The organism is Salinifilum ghardaiensis (assembly GCF_054491345.1).
Genome location: NZ_CM137101.1, coordinates 4,517,383 through 4,538,464, shown reverse-complemented (window position 1 = coordinate 4,538,464; position 21,082 = coordinate 4,517,383). Strand labels below are relative to the sequence as shown.

18 protein-coding genes and 1 pseudogene are annotated in these 21,082 nt (G+C 72.3%); 10 read left to right on the top strand and 9 right to left on the bottom strand.

Features of this window, described 5'->3' with window-relative positions; translation table 11 throughout:
- Positions 1–13: 13 nt before the first annotated feature.
- The 4 genes and pseudogenes from ACVGV0_RS20595 (at position 14) to tsaE (ending at position 4,378) form a co-directional block, all read left to right on the top strand.
- Positions 14–1,561, top strand: coding sequence for an NAD(P)H-hydrate dehydratase (locus tag ACVGV0_RS20595; RefSeq protein ID WP_459157331.1), 1,548 nt, complete (start codon positions 14–16; stop codon positions 1,559–1,561).
- Positions 1,562–1,625: 64 nt separating this feature from the next.
- Positions 1,626–2,762 (top strand): alanine racemase, encoded by a 1,137-nt coding sequence (gene alr / locus ACVGV0_RS20590; RefSeq protein WP_459157330.1) that lies wholly within the window; start codon positions 1,626–1,628, stop codon positions 2,760–2,762.
- Positions 2,759–3,802: pseudogene (locus ACVGV0_RS20585) on the top strand (alpha/beta fold hydrolase); the annotation flags it as partial. The gene alr and the pseudogene ACVGV0_RS20585, both read left to right, overlap by 4 nt.
- A gap of 81 nt (positions 3,803–3,883) precedes the next feature.
- Positions 3,884–4,378 (top strand): tRNA (adenosine(37)-N6)-threonylcarbamoyltransferase complex ATPase subunit type 1 TsaE, encoded by a 495-nt coding sequence (tsaE, locus tag ACVGV0_RS20580; RefSeq protein ID WP_459160083.1) that lies wholly within the window; start codon positions 3,884–3,886, stop codon positions 4,376–4,378.
- 64 nt (positions 4,379–4,442) lie between these two features.
- Here tsaE and ACVGV0_RS20575 read toward each other — a convergent pair whose 3' ends face one another.
- Complete coding sequence (locus tag ACVGV0_RS20575; protein ID WP_459157329.1) at positions 4,443–5,225, bottom strand: IclR family transcriptional regulator; 783 nt, start codon at positions 5,223–5,225, stop codon at positions 4,443–4,445.
- 250 nt (positions 5,226–5,475) lie between these two features.
- On the opposite strand from ACVGV0_RS20575, the gene aceB reads away from it, so the two are divergent.
- Both aceB and ACVGV0_RS20565 read left to right on the top strand, forming a co-directional pair.
- Positions 5,476–7,062 (top strand): malate synthase A, encoded by a 1,587-nt coding sequence (aceB, locus tag ACVGV0_RS20570; RefSeq protein ID WP_459157328.1) that lies wholly within the window; start codon positions 5,476–5,478, stop codon positions 7,060–7,062.
- Positions 7,063–7,155: 93 nt separating this feature from the next.
- Positions 7,156–8,406, top strand: coding sequence for a DUF6986 family protein (locus ACVGV0_RS20565; protein ID WP_459157327.1), 1,251 nt, complete (start codon positions 7,156–7,158; stop codon positions 8,404–8,406).
- Positions 8,407–9,017: 611 nt separating this feature from the next.
- On the opposite strand, the gene ACVGV0_RS20560 is transcribed toward ACVGV0_RS20565, so the two are convergent.
- The 8 genes from ACVGV0_RS20560 to ACVGV0_RS20525 all read right to left on the bottom strand — a co-directional run bounded on the left by ACVGV0_RS20560 (position 9,018) and on the right by ACVGV0_RS20525 (position 15,813).
- Positions 9,018–9,929, bottom strand: coding sequence for a serine/threonine-protein kinase (locus tag ACVGV0_RS20560; RefSeq protein WP_459157326.1), 912 nt, complete (start codon positions 9,927–9,929; stop codon positions 9,018–9,020).
- A 22-nt stretch (positions 9,930–9,951) separates the two neighbouring features.
- Positions 9,952–10,104: a hypothetical protein gene (locus tag ACVGV0_RS20555; RefSeq protein WP_459157325.1), complete on the bottom strand. Its 153-nt coding sequence runs from the start codon at positions 10,102–10,104 to the stop codon at positions 9,952–9,954.
- 886 nt (positions 10,105–10,990) lie between these two features.
- Positions 10,991–12,505: a nucleobase:cation symporter-2 family protein gene (locus tag ACVGV0_RS20550; RefSeq protein ID WP_459157324.1), complete on the bottom strand. Its 1,515-nt coding sequence runs from the start codon at positions 12,503–12,505 to the stop codon at positions 10,991–10,993.
- Positions 12,506–12,980: 475 nt separating this feature from the next.
- A complete protein-coding gene (gene pucL / locus ACVGV0_RS20545) occupies positions 12,981–13,871 on the bottom strand; it encodes a factor-independent urate hydroxylase (RefSeq protein ID WP_459157323.1) in 891 nt (296 codons plus the stop codon).
- Between the two features lie 6 nt (positions 13,872–13,877).
- On the bottom strand, positions 13,878–14,213 hold the full coding sequence (gene uraH, locus ACVGV0_RS20540; RefSeq protein ID WP_459157322.1) for a hydroxyisourate hydrolase: 336 nt from the start codon (positions 14,211–14,213) through the stop codon (positions 13,878–13,880).
- Entirely contained in the window at positions 14,210–14,725 is a 516-nt protein-coding gene (gene uraD / locus ACVGV0_RS20535) for a 2-oxo-4-hydroxy-4-carboxy-5-ureidoimidazoline decarboxylase (protein ID WP_459157321.1), read from the bottom strand. The genes uraH and uraD overlap by 4 nt, the downstream gene beginning before the upstream one ends.
- A gap of 333 nt (positions 14,726–15,058) precedes the next feature.
- Complete coding sequence (locus ACVGV0_RS20530; protein ID WP_459157320.1) at positions 15,059–15,412, bottom strand: helix-turn-helix domain-containing protein; 354 nt, start codon at positions 15,410–15,412, stop codon at positions 15,059–15,061.
- Positions 15,413–15,531: 119 nt separating this feature from the next.
- Positions 15,532–15,813 carry a thiamine-binding protein gene (locus tag ACVGV0_RS20525; RefSeq protein WP_459157319.1) on the bottom strand — a complete coding sequence of 94 codons (282 nt, stop codon included), beginning with the start codon at positions 15,811–15,813 and terminating at the stop codon, positions 15,532–15,534.
- A gap of 190 nt (positions 15,814–16,003) precedes the next feature.
- On the opposite strand from ACVGV0_RS20525, the gene ACVGV0_RS20520 reads away from it, so the two are divergent.
- The 4 genes from ACVGV0_RS20520 (at position 16,004) to ACVGV0_RS20505 (ending at position 20,999) form a co-directional block, all read left to right on the top strand.
- Positions 16,004–16,804 carry a hydroxypyruvate isomerase family protein gene (locus tag ACVGV0_RS20520; RefSeq protein WP_459157318.1) on the top strand — a complete coding sequence of 267 codons (801 nt, stop codon included), beginning with the start codon at positions 16,004–16,006 and terminating at the stop codon, positions 16,802–16,804.
- Between the two features lie 149 nt (positions 16,805–16,953).
- On the top strand, positions 16,954–17,832 hold the full coding sequence (locus ACVGV0_RS20515) for a 2-hydroxy-3-oxopropionate reductase (RefSeq protein ID WP_459157317.1): 879 nt from the start codon (positions 16,954–16,956) through the stop codon (positions 17,830–17,832).
- A gap of 167 nt (positions 17,833–17,999) precedes the next feature.
- Positions 18,000–19,739: a glyoxylate carboligase gene (gcl, locus tag ACVGV0_RS20510; protein WP_459160082.1), complete on the top strand. Its 1,740-nt coding sequence runs from the start codon at positions 18,000–18,002 to the stop codon at positions 19,737–19,739.
- 141 nt (positions 19,740–19,880) lie between these two features.
- On the top strand, positions 19,881–20,999 hold the full coding sequence (locus ACVGV0_RS20505; RefSeq protein ID WP_459157316.1) for a glycerate kinase: 1,119 nt from the start codon (positions 19,881–19,883) through the stop codon (positions 20,997–20,999).
- Positions 21,000–21,082: the final 83 nt, after the last annotated feature.

Here is a 21,082-nt window from a genome sequence, read left to right as displayed (position 1 = left end):
ACGAGGAGGCCCCATGCGGGGAGCGTGGACACCGGAGCAGATTCGCGCTGCTGAGCAGAGCCTGTTCACCACCGTTCCGGAGCCCGCCGTGATGCGCCGCGCCGCCCACGCGGTGGCGGTGGCCGTCACGCGGGTCCTGACCGAGCGGACCGGGGGCGTTGCGGGCCGTCACGTGACGTTGCTGGTCGGCGCCGGGAACAACGGCGGCGACGCGCTGTGGGCCGGGGCCGAGCTGCGCCGCCGCGGCGCCGGGGTGACGGCGGTGCTGCTCGCGCCGGACCGCACGCACGCGGAGGGCCTGGCCGGGCTGCGGGCGCGCGGCGGCCGGGCCGTGCCGGCCGCGGGCGCGCACCCGGACACGGAGGGCATCGGCGCGTCCGCGGTCGATGCGGTGGGGCGTGCCGACGCGGTCGTCGACGGGATCGTCGGCCTGTCCGCGCGTGGCGGGCTGCGGCCGAGCGCGGCGCGGTTGGTGGAGCGCGTCACCGCCCCGATCGTCGCGGTGGACCTGCCCAGCGGTGTGGACCCGGTCACCGGTGAGGCCGCGGACGACGCGGTGCGCGCGGAGCGCACTGTGACCTTCGGCGGGAGCAAGCCCGGGCTGGTCGTCGGTCCCGGCGCGGTGCACGCCGGGACGGTCGAGGTCGCCCCGATCGGGGTGGACGAGCACCTGCCCGAGCCGGAGCTGTTCATGCTCGACGGCGTCGACGTCGGTGCGCACTGGCCGGTTCCGGGGCCGGAGGACGACAAGTACACCCAGGGCGTGGTGGGCATCGCCGCCGGTTCGGCCACCTTCCCCGGTGCGGCGGTGCTCGCCGCGGGCGCGGCGGTGCAGGCCACCTCGGGCATGGTCCGCTACGCCGGTCCCGCCGCGGACACGGTGCGCAACCACTGGCCCGAGGTCGTCACCACTGGAGCGGTGGCCGATGCGGGCCGGGTGCAGTCCTGGGCGATGGGCCCGGGCATCGGCACCGGTTCCAGCGGGCGGGACGTGGTGCGGCACGTGCTCGAGTCGGGCCGCCCGGTCTGCGGGGACGCGGACACGATCACGCTGCTGGCCGAGGACGCGTCGCTGTGGGACGCGCGGGACCCGGACGTGCCCGTGGTGCTCACCCCGCACGCGGGCGAGTTCGCCCGCCTGGCGGGCGAGGAGCTCGGGGCGGACCGCGTCGGCGCGGCCCGCGAGGTCGCCGCGCGGTTCGACGTGGTGCTGCTGCTCAAGGGCAACACCACGGTGATCGCCGCCCCGGACGGGCGCGTGATCGTCAACGACGCCCGCCACGCGTGGCCGGCCACCGCCGGTTCCGGGGACGTGCTCACTGGGTTGATCGGCGCGCTGCTGGCCAGCGGGATGGACCCGCTGTGGGCGTGCGGCTGCGCCGCGCGGGTGCACGCCATGGCGGCCGCGGGCGCAGCGCTCGGGCGGGGGACGGGCGGGGGCGTCCCGGTGGGGGCGCCGATCGGCGCGTCAGCGTTGCTGGCGGCGGTGCCGGAGGCCGTGCGCGAGGTGCGCGCCCGGGCGCTGCGCAGCCGGTGCGCGACGCTTGGTGCAGCTCGATGACCGGCGGTGATGCTGCGGCGCCGGACGCCCGGCGGCCGGTCTCGTGTGCGAGGATGATGCTGCGATGAGCGAGTTGACCGCCCTCCGCGCCGATCTCCGCGTGGACCTCGACGCCGTGCGGGGCAACGTGCGCCTCCTGACGGGGGCGGCGCGCGGGTCCGGTGCGGCGACGATGGTCGTGGTCAAGGCCGACGGGTACGGCCACGGGGCGGTGCCGGTGGCGCGGGCGGCGCTGGACGCGGGGGCCGAGTGGATCGGGACCGCCGCGCCGGGCGAGGCGCTGCAGCTGCGCGCGGCGGGCATCGCGGCACCGGTGCTGTGCTGGCTCTACACCGAGGGCGAGGAGTTCGCGCCCGCGCTGCGCGCCGGGGTGGACCTGTCGGTGTCCTCGTTGGACGAGCTGCGCGCGATCGCCGCTGCGGCCCGCGAGGTGGGTGTCACCGGCAGGGTGCACCTGAAGATCGACACCGGGCTGAGCCGCAACGGCTGCACGGAGGAGGAGTGGCCCGCGCTGGTGGACGCGGCGGCGAAGGCCGAGGTCGACGGGGACCTCGCGGTGCACGCGGTGTGGTCGCACCTGGCCTGCGCCGACGAGCCCGGTGATCCGTCGGTGGACGCCCAGGCGGAGCGGTTCCACCGGGCGTGGACGCGGGCGCGGGAGGCGGGGCTGCGGCCGATCCGGCACCTGGCGAACTCGGCGGCGGCGCTGACCCGGCCGGATCTGCGGTTCGAGCTGGTGCGCCCGGGCATCGCCGTGTACGGGCTGGACCCGGTGTCGGGGGGTTGCGAGCGCGGTCTGCGCCCGGCGATGACGTTCCGCTCCTCCGTGGCGCGGACCAAGCGGGTCGCCGCGGGGGAGAGCGTGTCCTACGGGTGGACGTGGACGGCGCAGCGCCCGACGACGCTGGCGCTCGTCCCGGTCGGCTACGCCGACGGGGTGCCGCGCGGGCTGTCCGGGAGCCTCTCGGTGTGGCTGGCGGGTCGGCGGCGCCCGGTGGTGGGGACCGTGTGCATGGACCAGGTGGTCGTCGACTGCGGTGACGCGGAGGTTCCCGCCGGTTCCGAGGTCGTGCTGTTCGGCCCCGGGGACCGGGGCGAGCCCACTGCCGCGGAGTGGGCCGAGGAGCTCGGCACGATCCACTACGAGGTCGTCACGGGCATGTACCGGCCGCGGGTGACGCGGACGGTGGTGGGCGGATGAGGCCGCTGTGGCAGACGCTGGCGTGGGCCGGCGGCCTCGCCGGCGCGGCGGGCGTGGTGCTCGGCGTGGTCGGTTCGCGCCGTCGCGGCGGGGGTGCCGCCGAATCCGAGGACCTCGACCAGCAGGAGCTCGGGGAGGAGGAGCTGCCGGGGAGGTCGCAGGCCTCGCGCAGCTCCACGGTCTCCACCGATGACGGCATCCCGCTGTGGACCTGGGAGTACGAACCGCCCGGTGGGGGAGCGGACGTGACCGCGGTGTTCGTCCACGGGTTCGCCCTGGACAGCCGGTCGTGGACGTTCCAGCTGCGCACGTTGGCCTCCGCGGAGGAGCCGCGGGTGCGGGCGGTGGCCTACGACCACCGCGGGCACGGCGAGTCCGGTTACGCGGGTGCCACCGGCAGCACGATCGACCAGCTCGCCGCGGACCTGGACGCGGTGCTGCGCGCGGTCGTGCCGCGTGGGCCGATCGCGCTCGTGGGGCACTCGATGGGCGGCATGGTGCTCATGGCGCTGGCCGAGCGGCGTCCGGAGCTGTTCCGCGAGCGGGTGCGCGCGGTCGCGTTCATGGGCACCGCCGCGGGCGCGCTCGAGGAGACGCGGGTGGTGCGTCCGTGGTTGTCCCGCTACAACCCGGTCTCGCGCGGTCTGACGGTGCTCGCCGACGTGCAGCCGGACCTGGTGGAATGGGTGCGTCACCGGGGTGATGCGGTGGCGCGGCGGATCACCCGCTCGCTGGCGTTCGGCGGGCGGGAGGTCGCCGCGGCCGTGGTCGACCTGGCGGCGGAGATGATCGGTTCGACCCGGGTGGAGGTCGTCACCGACTTCCTGCCGACGTTCGCCGCGCACGAGCGCACCGCCGCGCTGGCCGCGCTGGAGAGCTGCGAGGTGCTGGTGCTCAGCGGTGACGCGGACCGGCTCACGCCGTTCTCCTCCGCCGAGGCGATCGCCGGGGCCGTGCCGCACGCTCGGTTGGTGGCTGCGGAGGGCGCCGGGCACTTGGTGATGCTGGAGAGGCCCGAGCTGGTCAACGAGGAGTTGCGCCGCTTGCTGCGGCTCGCGCCCCCGCTCCGCGGGAGCGGCGCGGCGAGCGGAGCGGTCCGAGCTGAGAAGGTGACGTGCACGATGGAATCCGAGGCGAACGCGGCCGCCGCGGCGCTGGAACTGTCCACTGAGGACGCCACGTGGGAGTTCGGCCGGGAGCTCGGCGCGCGGCTGCGCGCCGGTGACCTCGTGCTGCTGGAGGGTCCGCTCGGCGCGGGCAAGACCGTGCTCACCCGCGGCATCGCGGCGGGCATGGAGGTGCGGGGGCCGATCACCTCGCCGACGTTCGTCATCGCCCGGGTGCACGATCCGGAGTCCGGTGCGGGCTCGTCGCTGGTGCACGTGGACGCCTATCGTCTGTCCTCGTTGGACGAGGTCGACGATCTGGACCTGGACACGGACCTGACCGAGGCCGCCGTGGTCGTCGAGTGGGGCGAGGGCGTGGCCGAGCGGCTCGCGGACTCGCACCTGCTGGTGCGGATCCGGCGCCGCCCGGACGACGTCCGCGAGGTGGGCCTGCACCCGCGGGGCCCCGGCTGGCAGGGCCGCGAGCTGCCCACCGCGGTGGAGGGGTGATCCCCGCCGCTCGGCGCTCCGCCGGGCGCACCGCCGCAGGGGTTCCCGCTCGCCGCGGCCGCTGTCACTCCTCGGCCTCCTCCGCCCCGATCTCCTCGGCCAGGTCCCGCGCCAGCCGCTGCATCAGCGGGATCACCTCGTCGGTGGCGATGCGGGCGATGCGTCCCTCCGGACCGCTGATGGAGATGGCCGCGCGCGCCGGGGTGTTCGGCAGCGCCACCGCGTAGCAGCGCACGCCCACTTCCTGCTCGCCGTCGTCGACGGCGTAGCCCTGTTGCTGGATGCGCTCGATCTCGCTCCACATGCCGTCGACGGTGGTGACGGTGCGTTCGGTGTGCGGGCGCATGTGCGTGCGCGTGAGCAGCTGGTGCACCGGGTCGGTGGGGAGCGTGGCGAGCACGGCCTTGCCGACGGCGGTGGCGTGCGCGTCGACGCGGCGTCCGACCTCGGTGAACATGCGCATGGAGTGCTGCGAGGGCACCTGCGCGACGTAGACGATCTGGTCGCCGTCGAGCACCGCCATGTTCGAGGTCTCGCCGGTGGCCTCGGTGAGCTCGGCGAGGTAGGGGCGCGCCCACGTGCCGAGGGCGCGACTGGCGGTTTCCCCCAGTCTGATGAGCCCCGGTCCGAGGACGTAGTGGCGGGAGGGCTGCTGCCGCACGTAACCGCGGGCGACGAGCGTGCGCATGATCCGGTGGATCGTCGGCAGCGGCAGCCCGGACTTGTCGGCCAGCTCGGAGAGCGTGACCTCCCCGCCCGCGTCGGCCATGAGCTCCAGCAGTTCGAAGGTGCGCTCGACCGACTGCACTCCTCCGCCCTGCTGTGCGCGGCGCGGGTCGGTGGTCATGAGCGTCGTCCTTTCGACCGGGGGTTCGTGCTGAAGTCTATCCCGTGTTCTTCGCGACCTCGTCTGTTGCTTCGAACGCGATGTGGAAACTAACATCCACGATGCAGAAAACAAGACAGCCGTACCGCTAGAAAGTGACGGCCGCCGGCGAGGGCCGCCGGCCCGCGTGGATGCGCACGAGCGCTCCGCGCGGCACTGTGAACGCTCACCACCATCTGGCGACCCGGCAGCGAAGAGAGGTGGACATCTCATGTCTCAAGGACAGGGCGTGCGCGTGCTCGGCGCACCTGTCGAACGCGGTGACGAGATCCTGACGGCCGAGGCCCTGGAGTTCGTCGCCGGATTGCAACGGGCCTTCGGCCGGCGCCGCGCGGAGCTGCTCGAGCGGCGGGCCGAGCGGCGCGCCCAGGCCGTGCGCGACGGCCGCCTGGACTTCCTCGAGGAGACCAGGCACATCCGCGAAGGTGACTGGCAGGTCGCCGAACCGCCGGCGGACATCCGCGACCGCCGCGTGGAGATCACCGGCCCCACCGACCGCAAGATGGGCGTCAACGCGCTCAACTCCGGTGCGCGCGTGTGGTTGGCCGACCTCGAGGACGCCAACACCCCGCACTGGGACAACGTCGTCTCCGGCCAGGTCACCCTCCACGACGTGGTCCGCAAGCAGATCGAGCTGACCACGCCGGAGGGCAAGCACTACGCGCTGCGGGACGACGTGCAGCACGCGGTCCCGCTGGTGCGGCCCCGCGGCTGGCACCTGGACGAGAAGCACGTGCTCGTCGACGGCGAACCCGTCGTCGGCGCGCTGCTCGACTTCGGGCTGTACTTCTTCCACAACGCCCACGAGCTGATCAGGCGGGGCAGCGGGCCGTACTTCTACCTGCCCAAGATGGAGAGCCACCTGGAAGCGCGGCTGTGGAACGACGTGTTCACGCACGCGCAGTCCGAGCTGGGCATCCCCCACGGCACGATCCGCGGGACCGTGCTCATCGAGACCTACCCGGCGGCGTTCGAGATGGAGGAGATCCTCTACGAGCTGCGCGACCACTCGGCCGGGCTGAACGCGGGGCGCTGGGACTACCTGTTCAGCGTCATCAAGACGTTCCGCGAGACCGGGCAGTACATCCTACCGGACCGCAACAGCGTCACGATGACCGCGCCGTTCATGCGCGCCTACACCGAACTGCTCGTGCGCACCTGCCACAAGCGCGGCGCGTTCGCCATCGGCGGCATGGCCGCGTTCATCCCCACCAAGGACCCGGCGACCAACGAGAAGGCACTGGGCAAGGTGCACGATGACAAGAAGCGCGAGGCGGGCGACGGCTTCGACGGCTCCTGGGTGGCCCACCCGGGTCTGATCGGGCCGTGCTACGAGGAGTTCGACGCGGTGCTGGGCGACAAACCCAACCAGATCGACCGCAAGCGCGAGGACGTGGCGATCACCGCCGAGGACCTGCTCAACGTCGCCGCCACGCCGGGCGGCAGGACCCGCGAGGGGCTGCGCGGCGCGGTCGACGTCGGCGTCCGCTACCTCACCTCGTGGCTCGGCGGCAACGGCGCCGCGGCGATCCACAACCTCATGGAGGACGCCGCGACCGCCGAGATCTCCCGCTCCCAGGTGTGGCAGTGGCTGCACAACGGTCTCGAACTCGACAGCGGAGAGAAGGTCACCAAGGAGCTCGTCCGCGAGATCCTCGGTGAGGTGCACGAGGAGCTGCGGCAGGAGTTCGGCGAGGACGAGAACCTCGCCCAGGCCGTGGAGCTGTTCGAGCAGGTCGCCGTGGCCGACGAGTTCGCCGACTTCCTGACCCTGCCCGCCTACGAGCGCATCGACTGACGGTTTCCGGTGCGTCCCCTCCCGGTGCCGCCTCGAGCGCGGTCGGCAGCCGGGAGGGGCGCACACCCCGATGAGAAAGAGGAGAGTGCTCCCGTGGTCCGGACCTCGTTGGACCCCGCCGCCGTGGACGACCGACTCCGGCTCCTGTCCTCCGTGGACGAATCGCTCGCCCAGGCCTACCCCGGTTCCGGTGCGGCGCGGCAACCCGTGCACACCTGCTACGTGCCGGCGGAGCAGGTCGACGGCGACACCGTGCGTTCGTGGGGACGACGGGCCCTCGAGGCGATGGACGGGCACGCTCCGCGACCGGCGGAGCTGGCCGAGGTCCTCGGCATGCCGGCCGAGCTCGCCGAAGCGGTGCACCCGCGGGTGCGGCAGCGCCTGGTGGACGCGCCGCTGGAGGACCTGCGCATCGACTTCGAGGACGGCTACGGGCAGCCGGGCGACGAGGCGGAGGACGCCGACGCCGCCCGCACCGCAGGAGTGGTCGCCGACTGGCTGGCCGCCGGCGCGGCACCGGCGACGTTCGGCCTGCGGGTGAAGTCCTTCGACACACCGGAGCTGCGGGCGCGTTCGCTGCGCACGCTCGACGTGTTCCTCACCGAACTGCTGGACGGGCACGGGCGGCTGCCGGACGGGTTCGTGCTCACGTTCCCGAAGATCATGGACATCTCCCAGGTGGAGGTGTTCGTCGACCTGCTGGCGCTGACCGAGCGCACCCTCGGGCTCGAGGAGGGCGCGCTGCGGTTCGAGCTGCAGGTGGAAACACCGCAGTCCATCGTGGACTCCGAAGGCCGGTTCGCGCTGCCGCGGCTGATCCGCGCCGGTGCCGGACGGGTCAGCGGGCTGCACTTCGGCACCTACGACTACACCGCCGCCTGCGGTCTGACCGCGGAGAACCAGCACATGGCGCACCGCGCCTGCGACTTCGCGCGGCACGCGATGCAGGTCTCCGCCGCGGGTACCGGGGTGTTCCTCTCCGACGGCTCCACCAACGTGCTGCCGGTCGGCGAACAGGTGCGGCACGGCTGGCGCACCCACTACGACCTGGTCCGCCGGTCCCTGCGGCACGGTTTCTACCAGAGCTGGGACCTGCACCCGGCGCAGTTGGTCACCCGCTACGCCGCGGTGTTCGCCGCGTTCCGGGAGATCGCCCCGCAGCAGGCGCAGCGGCTGGCCGACTACGTCTCCGCCGCCGACTCGGCCGTGCTCGACGAACCGGCGACCGCCCGTGCGCTCGCGGTGTCGTTCGCGCGCGCCCTGGACAACGGGGCCATCGACGCCGCCGAGGCCGAGCGGATGACCACGCTGCCCGAGCAGCGCCTCCGCGCGTTCGCTCGGTGACCCGTGTCCCCGGCGCTCCACGGAGGCTGCGAGAGCAGAGGAGGAGCACCGATGGAGCGGCGACCCGGTAGCGGTGGCCCGGAGCGGTGGCCCGGTAGCGGTGGCCCGGAGCGGCGACCTGGTAGCGGTGGTCGTCGCCCGGCGGTGGTGCTTCAGCGCTTTCTGGAACGCTTCCAGGAAGCGCAATTTTCATGAAAATTGTAAGTTATCCCCACGCGGATAGAGCACAATCTGTCCCCAAGGGGGCGAGTTGTCCACAGGGTGCCGGCGCGTCGGGGGGCCCGTTGTCGGGAGGACCCGGCGTGTCGGGCGGGGTCCGCGCCCCTTCCCCGCGCACCGCGAGTGGTGCGGGGCGAAGCCAGTACCCGGGCGGATCCGGCACCTGGGCGGATCCGGCACCTGGGCGGATCCGGCACCTGGGCGGATCCGGCACCTGGGCGGACCCGGCACCTGGGCGGACCCGGCACCCGGGCGGATCCGGCACCCGGGCGGATCCGGCACCCGGGCGGATCCGGCACCCGGGCGGACCCGGCACCCGGGCGGACCCGGTAGCCGGGTGGCTCAGGATCGGGGGAGCCCAGGACCCGGATGGGATCAGGACCCGGACGGGATCAGGACTCGACGGTGGCCGGGTCCACGCCGCACCACTCGGTCAGCATCGCCGAGACCTCGAGCACGTCCGGCCGCTGCTCCGCGTCGGCTTCCAGGCACGCGTCCACGACGCGGGCCAGCGGCCGCGGCCACGCCCGCTGCCCGGTCAGCGGTTCCGGCGACTCGTGCAGCTGGGGGTAGTAGCGATCGCCGCTGGCGGTGCGCTCGCGGTGCGGCACGTGCGCCCACGGCGGTGCGCCGGACAGCGCCTCGTACAGCGTGACGCCGAGCCCCCACGTGTCCGCGGTGGCCGCCATCTGGTCGCCGCGGGCCTGCTCCGGTGAGAGGTAGTCGAACGTCCCCGCCGAGCTGTGCTCGCCGATGCGGCAGGCCAGGCTCAGGTCGAGCAGCACAGCGCGGCCGCCGCTGGCGACGATGTTGGACGGCTTCACGTCGAGGTGCACCCAACCGCGCTGGTGCAGGTAGGCCAGCACCGAGCACAGCTGGATGCCCAGCACGGCCACGTCCAGCGGGGCGATGTGCTCCTCGTTCGCGATGAGGTACCCCAGCGTGTTGCCGCCGAGCGTTTCGGTGATCACCACCGGCCGAGCCGGGGCGGCGTGCGTCGCGGTGATCTCGTAGCCGCGCACCAGGTGCGGGTGGGTGAGCTGGGTGAGCATGACGCCCTCGTTGCGCAGGCACCCCGCCGCCTGGTGGTCACCGGCGCGTTCCGGGCGGAGCGTCTTGCCGACGCAGCGGCAGGCGCGCTCCGCGCTCCACAGGTCGTAGACGTCGAGCCGCGTGCCGCGGCGCAGGTGCGCGACCACGCGGTAGTTCGGCGCGAGTTCCGCGCCGGGTTCGACGACGGCGCCGGCCGGTTCGGCCGGCGCGTCCTGGTCGCGCGCGTGGGAGCTGAACGAGTCGAGGAGCACCACTGGTCACCGGGAGAGCACGTCAGCGGGTGTTCTGCGGCGTGTCGTGCGGGGCCCGCTTCTCCGGGGTTTCGAGCGCGCGGTGCGGAGCGCTGCTGGAGCGGCGGCGGCGCGCGTCATCGACCGGCCGGTGCCCGTGCCTGGCCGGGAACAGCGGTGTGAACAGCCTCGTCATGCGCGTTCACTCCTCGCCCGTCGCCGATGTTTCCCCGGTGGTTCCGCTACGATCATTGTCCGCACGAGAGGCGCCGAGGTCGAGGCCGGTGGGCATTTCCGGTGGAATCTCCGCATTCCGGAGGTCGGGTTTTCCGGAGGTTTGCCCCCGGCGTGGTGAGCAGTATCACGAGCTCGAGTCCGCGGTGAGCCGCGCGGGTGTTGCGAACCGGAATGGTCCCGATCGCCGTGACGGGGGCTGTGGTGGCGCACCGAAGTGTTGACGTTTTCAGCGCGAATCCGGCGTTGCGCCGTCAGTGATCGGTTCGCGAGCACGCGGCACCGGTCGATGGTGCCGATGCGGAAGAAAATGTTCCGGAATCCGCGAGCCTTTTCCGCCGCCGTTCTTGGAGTTCGAGGGTGCGGGTGGCGGTGCCGCAGTTGACGCCCTGGTAGCTCTTGTCACCGAGCTCGAGTTCCGGTGGTCCGCCCCGCAGCGGAGCCGGTCTCCTCGGGCAGGTCGGCGCAGCGTTCGCGGAGGAACGCGGCCAGGCCTTCGAGCGCGGCGGCGGTCCTGCTGCGGCAGCCGCCCGCTGCCGACGGAGTGGGCGGCGTCGTCGAGCATCCACTCGCCTCGGCGCGTGAGCACGGCCAGCGCGCGCTCGTCCACTGCGGACGGCTCCGGGTCAAGCACCTCATCCCACCGGTGGTTTTGCACATTTCGCGGGAAATGTGCAAAACCACCGCCCCGACGGGACAGCAGCCGAATCCGCCCGGACGGCAACCGCGCCCGGAAGGCCGCGCAGCCGGGTCCGGCGGGAGCACCGGACCCGAGAGCGCGAGGGCCTTGCTGCGCAGGGTGTTCCTCGTGCGCGTCCGCGTGCGGAACACCCGGCGAGCGGAGGAGCTCAGCGGAGGCCGTCGGTGGACGTCGCGTCCGTGGCGCCCTCCTGCAGCTGCTGCGGGACCGCGGTCGTGGTCCTCGCTCCTTCCGCCGGTGCCTGCGGTGAGCCGGCGTCCCCGGCAGCGGGGTTCCCGGCAGCGGCCCCCTCGGCAGCGGCGCGCGGGGACGGGGCTTCCACCTCCGCGCCCGGGGAGTCGTCACCGGAGGCAGCCGCAGTGGCCGGGCCCTCGGGGGAGGTCCCACCGTCCTGCCCGGTTCCGGAGCGACCGCGGAAGCTGTTGAACAGTAGGTTCAGCAGGATCGCGACGAGGCATCCGGTGCTGATGCCCGAGTCGAGGATGGTGCGCATCCCCGACGGGAAGTTCTCGTAGAACTCGGGCGCCGCCACGGGGATCATGCCGATCCCGATCGAGCCGGAGACCACCAGCGCGTTGAACGGATCGCCGACGTCCGCCTTGCTCAGGGTCTTGATACCGCTGGCCGCCACCGAGCCGAACAGCACCAGCGCCGCACCGCCCAGCACCGGCTGCGGCACCAGCGAGATGACCGCGCCGACGACGGGGAACAGCCCCAGCAGGATGAGCACCCCACCGGCTGTTGCGACGACGAAACGGCTGCGCACGCGGGTCAACGCGACCAGTCCGATGTTCTGCGCGAACGCGCTGCAGGTGAACCCGCCGAACACCGCGCTCAGCGCGCTGCCCGCACCGTCGGCGCGCAGCCCGGCGGCGATGGTCTTCTCGTCGGCGGGTTTGTCGACGATCTCGCCCAGCGCGATCATGTCCGCGGTGCTCTCGGTCATCGCCACGAGCATGACGATGCAGATGGACAGCGTCGCGGTGAAGCTGAACGCGGGCGTGGCCAGCTCGAACGGCACCGGTAGGTTGAACACGGGGGAGTTGTCGAACGTGGTGCTGTCCACCGCGCCGAGCGGCCAGGCCACGAGCGTGCCGGCGACGAGGCCGATGAGCAGCGAGATGCGGTTCCAGAACCCCTTGAGCACGCGGTTGAGGACGACGACGAGGGTGAACGTGGCCGCGCCGAGCGCGATCTTCTGGCCCGTGGCGTAGTTCGGGGCCTCCGGGTCGTCGCCGGCGATCCAGTTGATCGCCACCGGCATCAGCGACAACCCGATCAGCGTGATCACCGTGCCGTTGACCAGCGGCGGGAAGAACCGCAGCAACCGCGAGAAGTAGGGCGCGGCGAAGAACGCGAGCACACCGGCGATGAGCACCGAGCCGTAGAGCACGGGCAGCGGGTTCCCGGACTGCTGGTCCACGATCGCCAGCATCGGTGCGACGGAGGCGAACGTGACGCCGTTGACGAACGGCAGCCGCGCTCCGATCCGCCACACGCCGATGGACTGGAGCACGGTGGCGAGACCAGCGGTGAACAGGCTCGCGGCGATGAGCAGGGCCATCTGCAGCGGCGGCAGCCCGATCGCTTCACCGACGATGAGCGGGGGTGCGACCACGCCCGCGTACATCGCCGTGATGTGCTGCACGCCGAGCGCGGTCATCCGCCACCAGGGCAGGGTCTGGTCTACCGGGTGCAGGTCGGATCTTCCGTTGCGCGAACCGCGGTTCCGCCGTGTGGTGAACAGGGCCATGGTGCCCTCCTAGACGGGTGAGGAGCAGGTGAACCGAACCGTCGACGAGTCCCGGGCCGTGGAGGGGATTTTCGCGGAATCGTCGGCAGTGCTCGTGCGAATGCGCGCGGGGCCACCGGGAAATCCCGATGGCCCCGTGGCGTGCCGCGTGCGCGCACCGATTCCCGTTCGGGAAACACCGCGGTGAGCATCCGAACCACTCCCGACAGGACCAGTGAGGAATGTGCGGATCGCAGGAGACGAGCAGGTGTTCGTCAGAAATGGTGCGCGGGGGAAGCAGCACGCTGGCCCCGAACATCCCGGCATTCCGGTGCGTTCGCCCGGGGTGCGGAGTTCGGGACGGAAATCGCGGAAAACGGTGCGCGAGGAATGTTCTCGCGCCGAATCAGAACTCGGGCAGGCTGAACCAGGCTTCCGGGGCTTCCGGAACGTCGTCGCGGGTCACCGTGCCCTCGATCAACCCGTACGGGCGGTCGGCGGCGAAGAAGACCTCGTTGTCGTTCTCCAGGTCGCAGTAGGACAGATCCACGAGGAAGTGGTGCTTGTTCGGCAGCGACAGGCGCACTTCGGCGAGCTCGGAGTGCGCCTCCAGCGCCGACCGGCCCATCTCGTAGAGCGTCTGCTGCAGCGCGAGGCTGTGCGTGGTGGCGAAGGCCTCCAGCATCGTCGCGCGGATCGAGGAGAAGCTCTTGTCCCAGTCCACGTCGTTGTGCCGGTAGCGCCACCGCGCGGTGACCGCCGTGGCCAGCACGCGGTCGCTCGTCTCGGCCAGCGTGGTGTAGCGGTCCTTGGGGTAGCCCCAGAACTCGGAGCCGGTGGACTTGAGCACGACGAGGTCGGACAGGCCGGAGATCACGTGCGCCCGCCCCTGGTGCAGGGTGACCGCCGTGGTGCGCTTCTCCTCGGCGCTGCGCAGGAACGAGTGGTCGTGCCCCGTGCCGCCGACGGAGATCCGCTCCCAGGGGTGCTCCTCGGCGAGGATGCGCGCGCCGGTGACGGGTTCCTGCGTGTCCACGAAGTGGTGGCCGAGGCGCAGCGCGAAGTCCTCGAGCGCACCGACCGGCTGTTCCTTGGCGAAGGCGTAGACGGTGTTCTTCTGCGTGTCGGTGGGCAGCACGTTCGTGTTGTCACCGTCGGTGTGGGCGCTGGTGAAATCGCCGCGCAGCGATGTGCTCACGGTGAGGTCGCGCATGCGGTGGCGCGGTGTGGAGCGGTCCACCGCCACCATGCGCACCTCGGCCTTGCCGTATTGGTTGTGCCCGAGTACGACACCCATCGTCGGTCAGCTCCCTCGGTAGGTGGAAAATGCGAACGGACTGAGCAGCAGGGGAACGTGGTAGTGCTGTTCGGGGTCGGTGATCCGGAAGGTGATCTGCGCCTGGGGGTAGAAGGTCGCTGTTCCCTGCCGGTCGAAGTAGTCGCCGGTGGCGAAGGTGAGCCGGTAGTCGCCGGCGTCGAGGCGGTCCGGTCCGAGGTTCCGGATCCGACCGTCGGCATCGGTTTCCCCTTCGGCGAGGAGTTTCCACTCCGAGTCCACGAGGGATTCGAGGTGGATCGCGACGCCGGCTGCGGGTTGTCCGCGCGCGGCGTCGAGGACGTGCGTGGTCACGGCGCTCATTGTTCGATCACCTTGGCCAATCGGAGTCGTGCGATCTTGCGCAGTTCTGCGGCGACCACGTCGATTTCGGTCTCCGGGTCGTTGTCCAGCCGGGAGCGCAGGATCTCGAGCAGTTCCCGCCCGCCGCGCCCGCTGGCGCACACCAGGTAGACGTGGCCGAAGCGGCGCTCGTACTCCTCGTTGCCCTCGCGCAGCGCCCGCGTCAGCTCGTCGTCGGATGTGTCCACACCGGACTGCTCGGAACTGGAGAAGGAGCCCGCGCCCTCGGTGCGCTCCCCGATGCGGGGGTGGGCCGCGAGAGCGCCGTGGATTTCCTCGTTCGACAGAGGATCTGCCGCCTCGTCGGCGGCGGCGTAGAGCTCCCTCGTGCTACTGAACGGTCGCTGGTCGGCGATGTCGGTCGCCCAGCGGGGGACGTCCAGGCAGGCTTGCAATTGCTTGACGAGTTCCGGCCGGGGCAGACCGTTGAGTTTGGTCAGCCCCGATCCGGTGTCGGTGACAGGTGTCGACATCGCGCTCTCTCCGTTGTGCGCGGCTGCGCCGGGCGTTGTTCTCCTGTTCGAGAATTGCGCCGAGTGGCCGCGTGAAGGTTCTCCGTGCCGGTGCGGGTCAAGCTACGACCGGATTCATCCGGGTGTCAACACTTTGTTGAATCTCGTGGGCACGATGTTGTGCGCGGAGCACATCGCGTGTTGCCGCGGCGTTGCCCGCTCGTTGCCGGAGGTTGCGCGAGGCGGTGCGACGAGCCGGGAGATCCGGCGAACGTGACCGGCGCGCCGTGCGCGGGCCCCGCGGAGCGCCTCGCGCGGGCGAGCGCTCACCGCGGAAGGGGCGCGGGGCGCGGCTCAGTCCGCCCGGTTGAGGTAGTTGTAGACGGTGAAGCGGCTGACGCCGAGCGACCGGGCCACGGTCTCGACCGACTTGCGCAGCGTGAACGCACCGCGCTCTTCGAGCAGCCGCACGGCCCGCTGCTTGTCGGCGCGCGGCAGGTCGGGGAGCGCACCGCCGAGTTCGCGTTCGACCTGGCGGATGAGCCGGTCCAGCGCGGTGGTGATCTCCTCGCTGGGCAGCCGCACGGCGACGGCCGGGGCGCCGTCCCAGTAGAGCACGACGTCATCGGGTTCGCGCTGCTCGACGGGTACCGAGACGGCGCCGATCCGGTCGAGCAGCGGGGCGATCGCGGCGGCCAGGGGGTGCACGGCCCTCAGCTTACTGAGTCGGCTCACCGGTGTGTCCCGCGTGTCGAACACGTCGGGTGGTGACCCGGCTGTGCTGCGCGAGCGTCCGCTGCGGCGGGCATCGGTGACGTGCCGACGTGCTACTGGGGGGTGCCGGATGCGGGGTCGCCGGTCGCCGGCTCCGCCTCGTCCACGGTGATCTGCAGGGTCACCCGGTTCGCGCCGGAGGTGAGCGCCGCGTGCAGCACCTCGGCCAGCGCGGGCAGCACCGTCGAGTGGTCGCCGTGGACGGCCGTGCCCAGCGGGCCGAAATCCGGGTCGAGACCCGCCGCGAGCAGGACGTCGCGGGCGTTGACGGCGTGCGCGGGCGGTTCGCCCTCGCCCTGGAAGGGCTCGGTGGTGAACTCGGCGTTCAGGATCATCGACGACCTCCTGCGGCAACCGTAACCGGCGGTTCGCGGGCGCGCCGAGGCAGGCCGCACCGCGACCGGGCCGCCGCGGAATCTCCGCGATTCGGCGGAACGGGCGAAGCGCGCGGCGTTGACCGCTCCGCGCCCGCTCGCTTATTCTATCGCTGTACGAAATTTAGTTTCCGTAATACGAAAAGAGGCGTTGTCGGTGGACCCCACCCGTTTCGACGTCAACCTCTCGGTGCTCTTCACCGAGCTCGACCTGCTCGATCGTCCCGCCGCGGCCAAGGCCGCCGGTTTCGACGCGATCGAGTTCTGGTGGCCCTTCCCGGACCCGGTCCCCTCCGACCGGGAGGTGGACCGCTTCGTCCGCGCCGTCGAGGATGCCGGGGTTTCCCTGGTCGGGTTGAACTTCTTCGCCGGGGACATGCCGGGAGGCGACCGCGGCGTGCTCTCGCAGCCCGCCCGCGCGCAGGAGTTCCGCGACAACATCGACGTCACCGTCGACATCGGCAAGCGGCTGGGCTGCCGCGCGTTCAACGCGCTGTACGGCAACCGCGTGGAGGGCGTCGACCCGGCCGAGCAGGACGCGGTGGCGACCGAGAGCCTCGTGCGCGCAGCCGAGTCCGTGGGCGAGATCGACGGGACCGTGCTCGTCGAGCCCGTGAGCGGGACCCCGTCCTACCCGCTGCACACCGCGGGCGACGCCGTGGCCGCCATCGAGCGCGCGCGTGCCCGGGGCGTGCACAACGTGCGCCTGCTGCTGGACATCTACCACCTGGTGGTCAACGGCGACGACCCGTCGCGCGCGGTGCGCGACCACGGCCGCCACATCGGCCACGTGCAGATCGCCGACGCGCCCGGGCGCAACGAACCGGGCACCGGGTCGATCGATTTCGCCCGGCACTTCCGGGAGCTCGACGACCTCGGCTACACCGGCCACATCGGACTCGAGTACAAGCCGAGCGGGGCCAGCACCGACAGCTTCACCTGGATCAAGTGAGCGACCGCCGGGTCCTGTTGCGCAGGGCCAGGCTTTGCCGGACCAGCGGTCGTGAACCGCTCCGTTCGCCACCGCTGCGGAAGCAGCCTCCGCAGCAACGGCACATCCCGCGCGCACAACAGCGTTGAGGAACATCAGGAGGAATCGAATTGAGCCGCATCGGATTCATCGGGCTGGGCATCATGGGTGGCCCCATGGCGGCGAACCTCGTCGCCGCCGGCCACGAGGTCGTCGGCCACAACCGCAGCCGGGCCAAGGTCGACCGGTTGGTGGAGCAGGGCGGCACGGCCGCCTCCAGCATCGCGGAGGCGGTGCGCGGGGCCGACGTGGTGATCACCATGCTGCCCGACTCGCCGGACGTGGAAGAGGCGGTGACCGGTGAGGACGGCGTGCTCGCGCACGCCCGGCCGGGCACGCTGCTCATCGACTGCAGCACCATCCGGCCCGACGTGGCGCGCCGGGTCGACGAGGCCGCCGCTGACAAGGGCGTGCGCGTTCTCGACGCGCCCGTCAGCGGCGGAGAGCCGAAGGCCATCGACGGAACCCTGTCCATCATGGCCGGTGGCAGCGAGGAGGCCTTCGCCGCCGCGCGGGAGCTGCTCGACGTGGTCGGCTCGACCATCGTGCACGTCGGCCCCGCCGGTGCCGGGCAGACCGTGAAGGCCGCCAACCAGCTCATCGTCGCGGGCAACATCGGCCTGCTCGCCGAGGCGCTGGTCTTCCTCGAGTCCTACGGGGTCGACACCAAGGCGGGCCTGGAGGTCCTCGGCGGCGGACTGGCCGGCAGCACGGTGCTCGACGCCAAGGGCACCAAGATGCGCGATCGCGAGTTCGGCCCGGGGTTCCGGCTGGAGCTGCACCACAAGGACATGGGCATCGTGCAGGCCGCGGCCCGCGAGGCCGGGTTGACGATCCCGCTGGGTTCGCTGGTCAGCCAGCTCGTCGCGGCGGCGAACGCGCAGGGCGACGGGGCGCTGGACCACTCCGGCCTGCTGCGGCAGGTCACCCGCCTGAACGGCCGGGAGTGACCGCCCCGCGCACGCCTCCGGCCGGACCGCGGCCGGCGAGACCAACCGCAAGGTCGCGGGTGGCGGCCGAGTAGCCGCCAAGCGTTCCACCGCCACCCGCTCCCACCGGTGCGGGCCGAAGCGCCGCACCCGAGAGGAAGTCTCACATGATCCCAACAGTCCCCGCCATGCGGGCCGTCGTGGACGTGCTGGAGTCCGAGGGCGCGAGCACGGTGTTCGGCTGCCCGGGAGCGGCGATCCTGCCCCTGTACGCGGAGCTGGAGCACAGCCCGATCCGCCACCTCGTGGTGCGGCACGAGGAGGGCGCCACGCACATGGCCGACGGGTGGTCGCGCACCACCGGTGGAGTGGGCGTGGCGATCGGGACCTCCGGCCCGGCCGGGACGAACATGATCACGGGTCTGTACACGGCGCAGGCCGACTCGATCCCGATCGTGTGCATCACCGGGCAGGCGGTCTCCTCGAAACTGCACCAGGAGGCCTTCCAGGCCGTGGACATCGTCGAGGTCGCCCGCCCCGTCACGAAGTGGGCGGTGCGGGTCAACGAGGCCGCGCAGGCGCCGTGGGCCTTCCGCGAGGCCTTCCGCATCGCGCGGTCCGGCAGGCCCGGCCCGGTGCTGATCGACCTGCCGCTGGACGTGCAGAAGCAGCACATCCCGTGGGACTCCGGTGTGGACGCTCCGCTGCCGGTCCCCGCGGTGCCCCCGCACCCGCCGCGGGTGGGCAGGGCGCTGGACATGCTGCTCGAGTCGGAACGCCCGCTGCTGCTGGCCGGCGGCGGCGTCGTCGGTGCGGAAGCGTGGGGGGAACTGCGCGAACTCGCCGAACTGCTCGGCATCCCGGTGCAGGTGACGCTCATGGGCAAGGGATCCTTCCCCGAGGACCACGAGCTGTTCGCCGGCATGGCCGGGATCCAGACGGCGCACCGCTACGGCAACGAATCGATGCTGGAGTCCGACCTCGTGCTGGCGCTCGGCGCGCGGTTCGGCGACCGGCACACCGGTGATGTCGACGTCTACCGCGGTGAGCGGCGGTTCATCCACGTCGACATCGAACCCACCCAGCTCGGCAAGGTCTTCGGACCGGACCTGGGCGTCGTGTCGGACACCCGGCTGTTCCTGCAGGAGATGCTGCGGCAGGCGCGGGAGCGCGCGGCAGCGCCCGACTTCCGCGGGTGGAGCGCCCGCGTCGGCGAGCTCAAGCAGGCGCTGATCCGACCGGACGACTACGACGACGTGCCGATCAAGGCCCCGCGCGTGTTCCGCGAGCTCAACGACCTGTTCGGCCCGGAGACGTACTTCGTGACCGCGATCGGGCTGTACCAGATCTGGTCCGGGCAGTTCCAGCGCACGCAGCTGCCGCGGCGCTACCAGGTGTGCGGGCAGGCGGGCCCGCTGGGCTGGGAGGTGCCCGCGGCGATCGGGGTGAAGTCGGCCGAGCCGGACGCCGAGGTGGTGGCCGTGGTGGGCGACTACTCCTTCCAGTTCCTCGTGGAGGAGCTGGCGGTCAGCGCCCAGTACGACGTCCCGTTCGTCATCGTCATGCTCAACAACGAGTACCTGGGCCTCATCCGGCAGGCCGAGGGCGACGGCTACGCGATGAACACCGAGGTCGACCTGCACTACGACGAGTACGGCACCGACAACGTGGCGATCATGGAGGCCTACGGCTGCACCGGCCGCCGCGTGCGCGACCCCGGTGAGCTGACCGAGTCGATCGAGTGGGCCCGCAAGGCGGCCCGCGAGACGAGCCGTCCGGTGCTCGTCGAGGTGATGATCGAGCGGGAGGCCGACACGGCCCGCGGTGGCCGCATCGACGGGCTCATCGAGCCGGAGCCCGTCCCGTTCCCCGAGGGGGTCCCCGAGTCCGGCGGCACCGGCCAGGCGGGGCAGGAGGTCGGCGCGTAACGCGCGGCACCTGCAGCCACCCCTTCCGCAGGCCGGGGGTATCGGGTGGAATGGGCCCGGAACCCCCAGTGTTGCCCGTCGAGCGAGCCGGGCGTCTCGGCGGGCAACACACCCCATCGTCGTGATGACGGGAGCTGCTCCGTGGCAGTGCTGATCGCACCGGACAAGTTCAAGGGCTCGCTGCCCGCGCCGGAGGTGGCCGAAGCGGTCGCGGCGGGCCTGCGCCGGGTGCGCCCGGAACTGGGGGTGCGCATCGCACCGGTCGCCGACGGCGGTGACGGCACGGTGCGCGCGGCGGTCGCCGCCGGGTACCGGCCCGTTCCGGTGCGGGTCACCGGCCCGGTCGGCGAGCCGGTGGACACCGAGATCGCCGTGCACGGGTCGACCGCGGTGGTGGAGATGGCCACGGCCTCCGGACTGGCCATGCTCGACCCGGCCGAGCTGGCGCCGATGGCCGCGCACAGCACCGGCACGGGCGAGGCGGTCCGAGCGGCGCTGGACGCGGGCGCGCGCACCGTGGTGCTCGGCGTGGGTGGTTCGGCCAGCACCGACGGGGGAGCCGGCGTGCTCGCCGCGCTCGGCGCGCGGATCACCGATGCCGAGGGGAGGGACGTGCCGCCCGGCGGGGCGGGACTGCGCGAGGTCGCGGCGGTTGATCTGTCCACGCTGGATTCCCGTCTGCCCGGGACGGACATCGTGCTGGCCTCCGACGTGAACAACCCGCTGCTCGGCGAACGCGGCGCGGCGCACGTCTACGGCCCGCAGAAGGGCGCCGACGACGAGCAGGTCGACCGGTTGGACGCGGCGCTCGGCCGCTGGGCGAGCGCGCTGCGGCGGGCGGGCGGACGCGACGTGGCCGCCGAGCCCGGGGCGGGCGCGGCCGGTGGCGTCGGCTTCGCGGCGCTGTCGGCGCTCGGTGCGCGCATGCGCCCGGGAGTGGACGTGGTCCTGGAACTGGTCGACTTCGCCGGGGGCCTGCGGGACGCCCGGCTCGTCATCACCGGTGAGGGCTCGCTGGACGAGCAGACGCTGCACGGCAAGGGGCCCGCCGGCGTGGCGCAGCAGGCGCGCGCCACCGGTGTCCCGGTCGTCGCTGTCGCGGGCATGTGCTCGCTGCCGCCCGAGCGGTTGCGCGCGGCCGGGTTCGCCGGTGCGTACGCGTTGGCCGACATCGAACCCGAGGAGCAGCGGTGCCTGGAGCACGCGGCGGAGCTGCTGACCGAGCTCGGGGAGAAGCTGGCCCGCGACCACGGCCTGTGAGGGCCCGCTGCGCCGGGGTTTTGCCGTCCGCCGCGAGGGCGGAGCTTGACCGGCGCGCGAACAAGCATCAACATTCTGTTGAA

Excerpts from the sequence above, each read along its gene's own strand:
- ACVGV0_RS20595 (WP_459157331.1), top strand. The coding sequence starts at position 14 with ATGCGGGGAGCGTGGACACCGGAGCAGATTCGCGCTGCTGAGCAGAGC.
- alr (WP_459157330.1), top strand. The coding sequence starts at position 1,626 with ATGAGCGAGTTGACCGCCCTCCGCGCCGATCTCCGCGTGGACCTCGAC.
- tsaE (WP_459160083.1), top strand. The coding sequence starts at position 3,884 with ATGGAATCCGAGGCGAACGCGGCCGCCGCGGCGCTGGAACTGTCCACT.
- ACVGV0_RS20575 (WP_459157329.1), bottom strand. The coding sequence starts at position 5,225 with ATGACCACCGACCCGCGCCGCGCACAGCAGGGCGGAGGAGTGCAGTCG.
- aceB (WP_459157328.1), top strand. The coding sequence starts at position 5,476 with ATGTCTCAAGGACAGGGCGTGCGCGTGCTCGGCGCACCTGTCGAACGC.
- ACVGV0_RS20555 (WP_459157325.1), bottom strand. The coding sequence starts at position 10,104 with ATGACGAGGCTGTTCACACCGCTGTTCCCGGCCAGGCACGGGCACCGG.
- ACVGV0_RS20550 (WP_459157324.1), bottom strand. The coding sequence starts at position 12,505 with ATGACCGCGCTCGGCGTGCAGCACATCACGGCGATGTACGCGGGCGTG.
- pucL (WP_459157323.1), bottom strand. The coding sequence starts at position 13,871 with ATGGGTGTCGTACTCGGGCACAACCAATACGGCAAGGCCGAGGTGCGC.
- uraH (WP_459157322.1), bottom strand. The coding sequence starts at position 14,213 with ATGAGCGCCGTGACCACGCACGTCCTCGACGCCGCGCGCGGACAACCC.
- uraD (WP_459157321.1), bottom strand. The coding sequence starts at position 14,725 with ATGTCGACACCTGTCACCGACACCGGATCGGGGCTGACCAAACTCAAC.
- ACVGV0_RS20525 (WP_459157319.1), bottom strand. The coding sequence starts at position 15,813 with ATGATCCTGAACGCCGAGTTCACCACCGAGCCCTTCCAGGGCGAGGGC.
- gcl (WP_459160082.1), top strand. The coding sequence starts at position 18,000 with ATGCGGGCCGTCGTGGACGTGCTGGAGTCCGAGGGCGCGAGCACGGTG.